The 8,459-nt window shown below is 58.6% G+C and carries 7 protein-coding genes and 2 pseudogenes; 3 read left to right on the plus strand and 6 right to left on the minus strand.

From position 1 onward, the window contains the following. Positions 1-695: 695 nt before the first annotated feature. The 4 genes from GEU01_RS23210 to GEU01_RS17785 all read right to left on the minus strand — a co-directional run bounded on the left by GEU01_RS23210 (position 696) and on the right by GEU01_RS17785 (position 5,817). The gene (locus GEU01_RS23210; protein WP_019087158.1) at positions 696-1,883 is read right to left on the minus strand and encodes an HNH endonuclease family protein; all 1,188 of its coding nucleotides are present in this window, start codon (positions 1,881-1,883) and stop codon (positions 696-698) included. Further along, positions 1,883-4,210 (minus strand): AAA family ATPase, encoded by a 2,328-nt coding sequence (locus tag GEU01_RS24035; RefSeq protein ID WP_019087159.1) that lies wholly within the window; start codon positions 4,208-4,210, stop codon positions 1,883-1,885. The genes GEU01_RS23210 and GEU01_RS24035 overlap by 1 nt, the downstream gene beginning before the upstream one ends. A gap of 304 nt (positions 4,211-4,514) precedes the next feature. Then, positions 4,515-4,976 (minus strand): YbaK/EbsC family protein, encoded by a 462-nt coding sequence (locus GEU01_RS17780; protein WP_019087160.1) that lies wholly within the window; start codon positions 4,974-4,976, stop codon positions 4,515-4,517. 85 nt (positions 4,977-5,061) lie between these two features. Then, positions 5,062-5,817 carry a class I SAM-dependent methyltransferase gene (locus GEU01_RS17785; RefSeq protein WP_019087161.1) on the minus strand — a complete coding sequence of 252 codons (756 nt, stop codon included), beginning with the start codon at positions 5,815-5,817 and terminating at the stop codon, positions 5,062-5,064. A 101-nt stretch (positions 5,818-5,918) separates the two neighbouring features. Between GEU01_RS17785 and GEU01_RS17790 the strand changes: the two genes are divergently transcribed. The 3 genes from GEU01_RS17790 to GEU01_RS17800 all read left to right on the plus strand — a co-directional run bounded on the left by GEU01_RS17790 (position 5,919) and on the right by GEU01_RS17800 (position 7,483). Continuing rightward, positions 5,919-6,701: a helix-turn-helix transcriptional regulator gene (locus GEU01_RS17790; protein WP_026018846.1), complete on the plus strand. Its 783-nt coding sequence runs from the start codon at positions 5,919-5,921 to the stop codon at positions 6,699-6,701. Between the two features lie 165 nt (positions 6,702-6,866). After that, the gene (locus tag GEU01_RS17795) at positions 6,867-7,100 is read left to right on the plus strand and encodes a type II toxin-antitoxin system Phd/YefM family antitoxin (protein WP_019087163.1); all 234 of its coding nucleotides are present in this window, start codon (positions 6,867-6,869) and stop codon (positions 7,098-7,100) included. After that, a complete protein-coding gene (locus GEU01_RS17800) occupies positions 7,097-7,483 on the plus strand; it encodes a type II toxin-antitoxin system VapC family toxin (protein ID WP_019087164.1) in 387 nt (128 codons plus the stop codon). The genes GEU01_RS17795 and GEU01_RS17800 overlap by 4 nt, the downstream gene beginning before the upstream one ends. 308 nt (positions 7,484-7,791) lie before the next feature. Here GEU01_RS17800 and dnaE2 read toward each other — a convergent pair. Both dnaE2 and GEU01_RS24810 read right to left on the minus strand, forming a co-directional pair. After that, positions 7,792-8,138, minus strand: a pseudogene (dnaE2, locus tag GEU01_RS27045) (error-prone DNA polymerase); the annotation flags it as partial. Between the two features lie 14 nt (positions 8,139-8,152). Continuing rightward, a pseudogene (locus GEU01_RS24810) lies at positions 8,153-8,355 on the minus strand (DDE-type integrase/transposase/recombinase); the annotation flags it as partial. Between the last annotated feature and the right edge of the window lie 104 nt (positions 8,356-8,459).

Raw genomic sequence — 8,459 nt, forward strand, 5'->3', positions numbered from 1 at the left:
CGGTCACGCCACCGCCGTGCCCATGCTGTGGTGGTCCGATGGTCGTTATCCAGATCCTTCCCCGATGGTGCCAGCCCCGAGGGCCGCCACAGGCTAGTGATCCAACCAAGGGATCACCATGACAGCCCGCAGATACGACAGCATGACCGATCCCGATGTCGGAGTGGCTCCGCGCCGGCAAACCGGGGCTCCTGTACGCATCACCGGAAAAACCGGGAAAATCGCTGTCTGCACCGCCAGTTCTGTCATCGCGTCATGCAGATCCGGTCACAAAAACCCGTTCCAGTTCCACACACGCACCTTTATGCTCTGGCTCAGGCTCTCCCCCGGGTAGCGCCAGTTGCAAATTCCCCATAACTGAGTCCCGGTGTCGCGGGTTCGGTCTTCCCAGACTTTCGTACGCCTCGCGGCGCCCGAAACCCTTCAGGGAAGCAGAATGCCCGGTTTGGAACGTCCAGACATGTTTCCTGCCGCTCGTTCGACTATATGTGACGACCGCTCCGCGCCCTTGTCGGTCGCTCGATGGCCGATTTGGCGGGCTTGGCAGCGGCCAGTCCGGTTTCCCTTGCCGTCCAGGCTCCTCAGCGGCCCAGATGGGTATTTTCTGGACCAAGCTAGCGATGCGGGTTGGAATTCCCAGACATGAACGCGGCAGTCATTTCATCTCGAAATGGTCGCAACTCCAGGCGTCTTCGTTATTGCGCCGTAACTGGCAGGTTCGTGCCACTGCCGGGCGATGGGCCTGCAGATGCGGGAAGAATTACCGCTTCGCGCGCAAGGTCCGCCTTGTACTGCTTGATCCACGCGCGGACCATTTCTGAGAATGGTGCCTTGGCCGAGGCCATTTCGCGAATTTCAGTAAGCAGGCGGTAAACTGTGGAGCGCAGATTGGAAATCGCTTCATCCACTGTGGCCTGGTCTGGCCCGGTCAGGCGAAGTGCCGAGAGCTTGTCGGCCGAGACGGATAGGTCCCGGACGCTGAGCCCCAATATTTCAAGTTTGCGCAACAAGCGCGTTCGTTCTTGAACCAGTCCCAGCCGGTTCAGCCCGAAGATCTGGATGGAGACGGCACCTCGAACGCTGGCGCCGGCGATGGTTGCGGCCTGAATGATCGCCTCGATATCATCAGAGGCGAGGGGCACTTCCGGAGAAGGACCTCCTATGCCGCTGGGAGCCGGATAGACGATCCCGAGCGGATCGGCGCGATTGATCAGAAAGCGAAGATGTGCGCGAGGGTCGTCCATGCAGGGATCGAGCAGCACCGCATCTTCGTCCTCATGGGCCTTGACCAGCTGCGACGGGGCTGGCTCGGCGGTCACTCGTGTGCCCTTGATCGGAAAACAGGCTCCTTTTCCTGAAGACATCGTCTGGAATCCGGTTGAGCGCTGATCGGCCAGCAAGGCGTAGAGACTCGCCAGACTGGGCGGCGTGGGCTGCTCTCGTCTCCGGTTACAATCGATGCAACTCGGATAGAGGTTCCACCAGACGGCAGCCAGCCACCAGTATCCGCCGTGGGTGATTCCATCGACGCTGCCCTTCGGACGGAAATGTTCGACGTCGACGGGCGCTGTTATGTCGTAGCGGGTTTCGCAGTAGGCGCATTTCCCATGGAAGAGCGCTTCAAGTGCGTGGCGCACCTTGTCGTCCTTATAAGCGCCAAAACCGGGTTTGCGCTTCTTCCCGGCTACAGCAGGTACTACTGCGCCATCGGTGATGTCCTCATCCTGCCCCTCCATCACGAGCTCGACGCCATCCTCATTGCCGCCCTCCTCATCGGCGGCGGCATGATAGGCGCGAAAGCGCTTGAGTTCGCGGGCACCTTTGCCCTTGGAGGAGGTCAGGCTCGTTGGGGCAGACACGCTGCCTCGGTCTACCTTGCGCATCAGATGTCGCCCAACAGCTTCACGATCTCGTCGCGGGTGTCCTGTCTCAACTTCGACAACACGGCAGCCGACGCGCCCATGCGCTTCTTGAGATAGGTTTCTACCGCTTCCTGGACGAGGCGTTCTATGTGGGTTGACCCCACGGGGAGGGCGGAGCGGATCTGGCGACCTATTTCAGCCCGCGCTGCGATTGCCCTATCCTGATCAGGGCGTATACCGCTAACGCCTTGCGTGCGCGAGAGAAGATCTCCAATCTTGGCGAAGCTGGTCTCCGAGACCTCCGGATCGGTCGTGAATAGGTCAAAGAGATCGGAAGTCAGGAGCTGCTCGACGGACATCGCCTCGATCGCCGGCAATCGTTCGAGCTTCTCTATGACGATGGGCGGGCGTCCGTTGAACGGCATGGCGCGGTGTGACCGTCGCAAGACCACGATCTCCTCGCTGGATAGTCCTCGCAGGCACAGCGGATCATGCGTTGTCGCAATGAACATGACGCCGGGAAGCGCGGTTCGAAGCCCCTTGAGAATCTGCATCTTCCATCTTGGATGGAGGTGCGTCTCGATCTCGTCGATGAGAACGACCGCCTTCGCGAAGGTGAGAGATGCTGAATGCCCGTCGCGGCCAGCCAAAAGGCCACGGATGATATCGCAGGCCATGCCGAGCACGGACCGGAAGCCGGAGGAGACCAGAGACAGTGGTGTCTCGATCGGTTGAATGCCATTCGCCCCCTCGACCCCGATCTGCAGGAAGCACTGGGCGTCGCGCACTGTGATGAAATCGAACTCCTGCTCCATGGCGATAATCGCCTGCAAGGCGCGAGCGACCTCATCGAAAACAGGGGTGCCATAGATCGAGACGAGCCAGGATTCTGGATCCGGGAGGATGTAATCAGGCTCGAACAGCGATCGGATGCCGGAAGGGCGCCGCGCCCCTCGGCCATCGGTGACGAACATGCGGAACGCGCCATAGGCAAACACTGGAATGTGTTCGTGGTCCGGACTTGCTTCGCTTTCCGGGCCTTGGTGTCCAACCGTAAGAAGTGAAACGGATCCCCCCTCATAGGCGACCTGGATGCTCGCGAGATTCATATTGGAATCGATGCCGCCGCCGAGAAGCTCCGGACGCAGCATCACCGACGTCGGCGGTGAGAGATAGCGGTCGGCGATCGCGCTCGAATGGGCGAGCGAGAGAGCAATTGCTTCAAGCACGGAACTCTTCCCAGCGGAATTCTCGCCAAGGATCATCAGTGCGGGAGCCCGCTTCACCTTCTCGTCAGCCGTTCTCAGGCCGTTTTGCTCCCCTGACTGCACCAGCGTGAGCGACAGATGCTCTATAGACTTGAAGTTCTCGATCTCGAAGTTGACCGGCCAGCCCTTTCCTCGCATCGGCCGCCATTGCCGAGGACGGCGGCGAAGAACCCTCTCGGGATCATCATTCAAGGCGGTGCTTGCGAATTGGAGATCGTCTCGCGCCCTGGGCCGCCGCATCCTTTCAGCGAAGTAGGTCGGAAGCTCTTCCTGCGAGGGTGAGCGGTTACGCCCTTCGGGCATCATCATCTTGGCGATCTGCGTGGCAAGCGTCCGCCATGCGCCGCCGAAATCTTGCTCTTGAAAATCGAACAGCGCGCGCCAGCCGCCCTCACTATCCTCAAGACGTTCGATTTTCCTGAAAAGGCTATTAAACGCGGTTCGGCGCCTTTGCACGAGATCGGATCTGTTCAAGTCGAAATGATCGATTGTAAGACCGCCGCGCTCTCGCAACGCCAAGAGCCTGCCATCGGGCAGAGCGAGAAGCTGTGATTGGATGTCTTTATCACGACACGGATCCAGAAGCAGTTGCCTTTCCTTAATCTCCTCCGGCCACCGACCAGGCGTATCTGACCAGACCTGTCGAAGCTCTTCGACGCTTGGCAGCGCGCATCGGTCCCCCCTTACCGGGAAAACGCTCTCCTCTATGGGACGGCAGCCCTCGCAGATCGGATAGAGGTTCTCCCAGCTGTTTCCGAGCCAAGAATAATAGAGGTGGCTGCGCGACGCGAAAGCCTCAGGCGTGCTTGAGGTCGGGCCAGCATCCTCCGGGGGACGAAACCGGTAGACCGAAGTGGGGCTGCTCATCTCGCAGAAAGCACATCGCCCACTGAAGAGTTGATCGAGCGCGAACCTCAGGGAGGCGTCCTCGATCAGGAAATTGCCCCAATTCGCTCTTCTATGAGAGATCACGCGGTCATCGGTCTCGAATAGCGTAGCGAGGGTATGAAATGCGCTCTCAGCTCTATCACCTGTAAGGCAGTTCGGCACACCTACGGCTTCTCTGGCAATAAACTGCATTCATCCCTCGATTCAACTTGTGGGCTTTTTATGGCCGGTTTGTTGGTGTCTTCCGTCAGCCAGCTTGGTGGAACCCGAATGGCCGCTCCTGTCTGATATTGGCGTTCGTACTAATAAGACCGAACGCCGCAGTCTAGTCGGCAAGCGACGTCGCGTGAATGTCGGCTATACCCAAAGCGAAACCCCGAACCGGACATTCGCCTACCGACCCCAAACTCGTCCGCGAGATATCGTGCTGCTTATGTCCGCTGTGGGGAGAGCAATTCATCGCCATGTATGCCCGACATGTAGGCGAAAGCCGCCCCTACTCCTGACTGACATCCACCCATTCCGCTCCGACGAGATCTGCCAGACGGTCGGGTGTCAGACACACAGAGCTGTTCCGGTCTCCGGCTGCCGGCCAGACCACATCGAACGCGCGCAGTGAAGCATCACAGAAAACCCGGACCGGTTGCGGCAGCCCGAAGGGACACACACCGCCGACCGGATGGCTGGTCAGTTCCAGCACGTCTTCCGCAGGCAGCATGCGGGGCCGGTTTCCAAATGTATCCTTCGTTTTGCGGTTATCCAGCCGGCCCGTTCCTGCCATGACGACCAAAATCCGTTCGTCGCCGACCTTCAGCGCCAAGGTCTTGGCAATCTGCCCTTCCTGCACCCCGAGCGCCTGGGCGGCTTCAGCGACTGTTGCCGTGCTGTCTGTCAGCACCTCGGGCTTGATGTCTGGTGCATTGACTTCGAAAAATGCCTGAACGGACTCCCGGCTCATCCCTGTCTCCCCATGATACTGGCAAACCTTTTCTGGTCCCGTTGATGACACACCACGCGGTCCCCTGCGACAATCGCGATTCCGCTCACAACGGCGTCACCTGAAAACTGCTGACGTCGATCATGAAACTACCATCCGCCTCGATCCCGAAATGGTGCACGACATCGTCCGGCGCGGTCCGTTGCAGGGAACGGATGGCCACGACCCGTTCAGGAGGTGTTTTCGTCCGCGCCACCCAGCTTTCAAAATCCATGCGCAGACGGTGAGCCCCGACGGTCTGAAGAACGAACCCCGCCTGTCCCAGCAGGGTCGCCCATTCGGCCACTCCGTAATTCCGAATATGCGAGATATCACGCAGCAACTCCATCGACTGCAACCAGCTATCCAGCAGGGCGGAAGGAGGGGCTGTCACATCAATGAATAAAGCCATCCCTGACGGCGCCAGCACACGTCGCGCCTCCCGCAGGCCAGCTACTGCATCCGACCAGTGATGGGTCGTAAAGCGGCAGAAGACGGCGTCAAAGCCCCCGACCTCAAAAGGGAGCTTCTCTGCGGGAGCCTGCACGGTCGTGATGTTGGACAGTCCCTGTCTTGTTGCTTCCTGCGCGACGGCATCCAGCATCGGGCCAGTCACATCGCAGGCGACTACCTCCCTGACATGGTGGGCCAGCCGATAGGTGACGTGCCCTCCACCACAACCAATATCCAGAACGCGTCGCAGCCCCTTGCCTGCTACAAGCTTCTCGACCCTGTCCAGATCGCTGCCCTGACTGTGGACGGTGCTGGCCACATAATCCTGCGCCCGCGCGGCATAGTGCCTTGCCGCATAAAGTTCCGTCATCTTTTCCGTCTCCGCCGTTCCATGACTCGTTGCGGTCCAGGCTGCCAGATGCAAAAAACAGGGATAAGGTCTTTCTTTATACTGGTATAAAAACCACCATCATGAGTCTTTCCTCCGAACAGCATCGCGCCCTCGGGACTTTCCTCCGCGCGCGGCGCGATACCCTCTCACCGGGGGACGTCGGTCTGCATCCGTTACCAGGACGCCGCCGGGCAACAGGGTTGCGGCGGGAAGAGGCGGCCCAGATCTGCGGCATCAGCACGACCTGGTACACGTGGCTCGAACAGGGCAGGGATGTCTCCTGCTCGGCGGCGACGCTGGCGCGCATTGCCACGGCCCTGCATCTCTCCCCCGCTGAACGCCTGTACCTGTTCGAACTCGCGCAGATGAAAGACCCCAATGAGTCACGGTCCTCCATGGTATCTGGCCTGCCCAAGGAGGTCCGGATTTTCCCCGAGCAGATGACAGTGCCCTGCTATGTACTCGATCCCCTGTGGAATGCCTGCGCCGCCAATGACGCGGCCCGGCATCTTTTTGCCGGCTGGCTGGGCGATGAAGAGCACAACCTGCTGCGCTATGTCTTTCTTGCCCCGGATGCCCGCACGTTCCTTGATGACTGGGAAAGCAGTGCGCGACGGGTGCTGGCGGAATTCCGGGCTGTCAGCATTCGTGGTGATAAACAGCAGGTGGACGCACTGGTGCAGGAACTTCGATCCCGAAGCCCCGATTTTGAGCGGCTATGGCACAATCAGAGCGTGTTGCTGCGGGAGGGCGGTCCCCGCAAGTTTCATCATCCCATTGATGGCCCCGTTGACTTTGATCAGACCACTCTCACTTTTACAACGTGGCCACAGTATCAACTGGTGACAGTGAGACCACGGTAATATCATCGGGTTCAGACTATTTATATGTTCGCTTTCTGCCAATCGCCTTTGCCTGGAGGGTCGTTCCCTATGGGGCAAACTCGGGCAGTCACACGGCTGGAATGGAAGGCCGCTCTTGCCAAAGGAAGGATGGTTAGCTATATTAGTTAGCTAAGGAGATGCTTCATGGCTCAGTTCTCGGTTCACGATGCCAAGACCAATCTGTCCCGTCTGATCGCCGACGCACTTGCGGGCGGTGAGGTGGTGATCGCGCGTGGTTCCGTACCAGTGGTGCGTCTTGTGCCGGTGGAACCGCAGGGTCGTCGCGTGTTTGGGGCGCTCAAAGGCAAGATCACCTTGGATAAGACCTTCAATGAGGCGCTGCCCAAGGATGAACTGGACGGGTGGAATCTCGCTTGAGGCTACTGCTTGATACGCACGCGCTGATCTGGTGGCTGGCGGGCGATGAGCACCTGAGTCACCGCGCCCAGGAGGCCATAGCGGATGAAGCCAATGTCATTGCCGTGAGCGCGGCTTCGGCCATGGAGGTCGCAACCAAGTTCCGCATCGGCAAACTGCCGGGGGCGGCGCTGCTGGCGCAGGACTTTGAGGCTATTGTTGCCGGGCAGGGGTTCGTTGAACTGCCAATCAGCGTTACTCATGCGCGCATCGCAGGCGAGATGAACATTGCCCATAAAGACCCGTTTGACCGTTTTCTGATTGCCCAGGCGCAGGCCGAGGGTATGACGCTGATCTCCAACGAGGCCTTGTTCGACAGCTTCGCCGTCAATCGTCTTTGGTAATCGAAGGGACTATGGTTATGAAAAGATCAAGCGAGGGCAGAAAAGATCTTTTCAAAACAATTATCTAAACCCGCTTTGTTCTCACCTTGCGATTGTCGCAAATTGAGAACCAATCCTGCCCCCGCAACCAAAATTACCAAATAAAATTAGCACGTTAAGCCGTCCGTAAGGGCGGCTTTCTGCGTTTGGGATATACGCGCAGGATGCACATAGGATGCAAATGGGACTGAAACTCCAGCGTAGGTTGGGCTTAAAACAGGCCATATCACGATGGCGTGATGCTTGTCGGCAGCCTCGTTGGTTAGTGAAACAGGTTGGACCTCCGCGCCGTGTTCCTGCGGATCACGGACAAGCTGCGCAGGCGCATAAAACCCCATCGGCTGGGAATCCAGGAGTGAGGCCAGAAATACATCTGGATGGGTGCATTTCATCTACGATGATGAGTAAGTCAGAATGGCAAAACTGGTCGCGTGGCTCTCGGGAAATTCGTAGGAACCGAAGCCTTCCAATTGCTGCTAGATACGTTCGGCGAATTCTTCCGGATAACCGTTGCACGCATGCCTTCGATCAGGCGTGTCTGAAACTGTGAGACCGTGCCGGTATTCTTGAAGGTGGCCATGGCTCGTCGCATCTGATCGGCCTCGGCAGCGGTAAAATACAGCCGGGCTATGGATCGCGCAGCCGTACCGCCATATCCAAGGCACGGATAGCCAGATCCTTTTTTATCCGGTCGCTTACAGTCCACCCGATCACGCGACGACTGAACAGATCGATGACGACAGCCAGATAGAGCCAGCCCTCGGCAGTCCAGATATAACTATATCGCCTGCCCATTTCTGGTTCGGCCCCTGAGCAAGGAAATCGCCTTCCAGATGCGCCTCTTTTTTCAGAAAAGCGGAAGCACCATGAGATTTTCCGGTCATGTGATCAGAGGTGGCCCCGTCCGTTCGGACAGTTTTGTGGGCTTGATAAGCTA

The sequence above is a fragment of the Komagataeibacter europaeus LMG 18890 genome, assembly GCF_000285295.1.
In the GTDB taxonomy this organism is placed as follows: domain Bacteria; phylum Pseudomonadota; class Alphaproteobacteria; order Acetobacterales; family Acetobacteraceae; genus Komagataeibacter; species Komagataeibacter europaeus.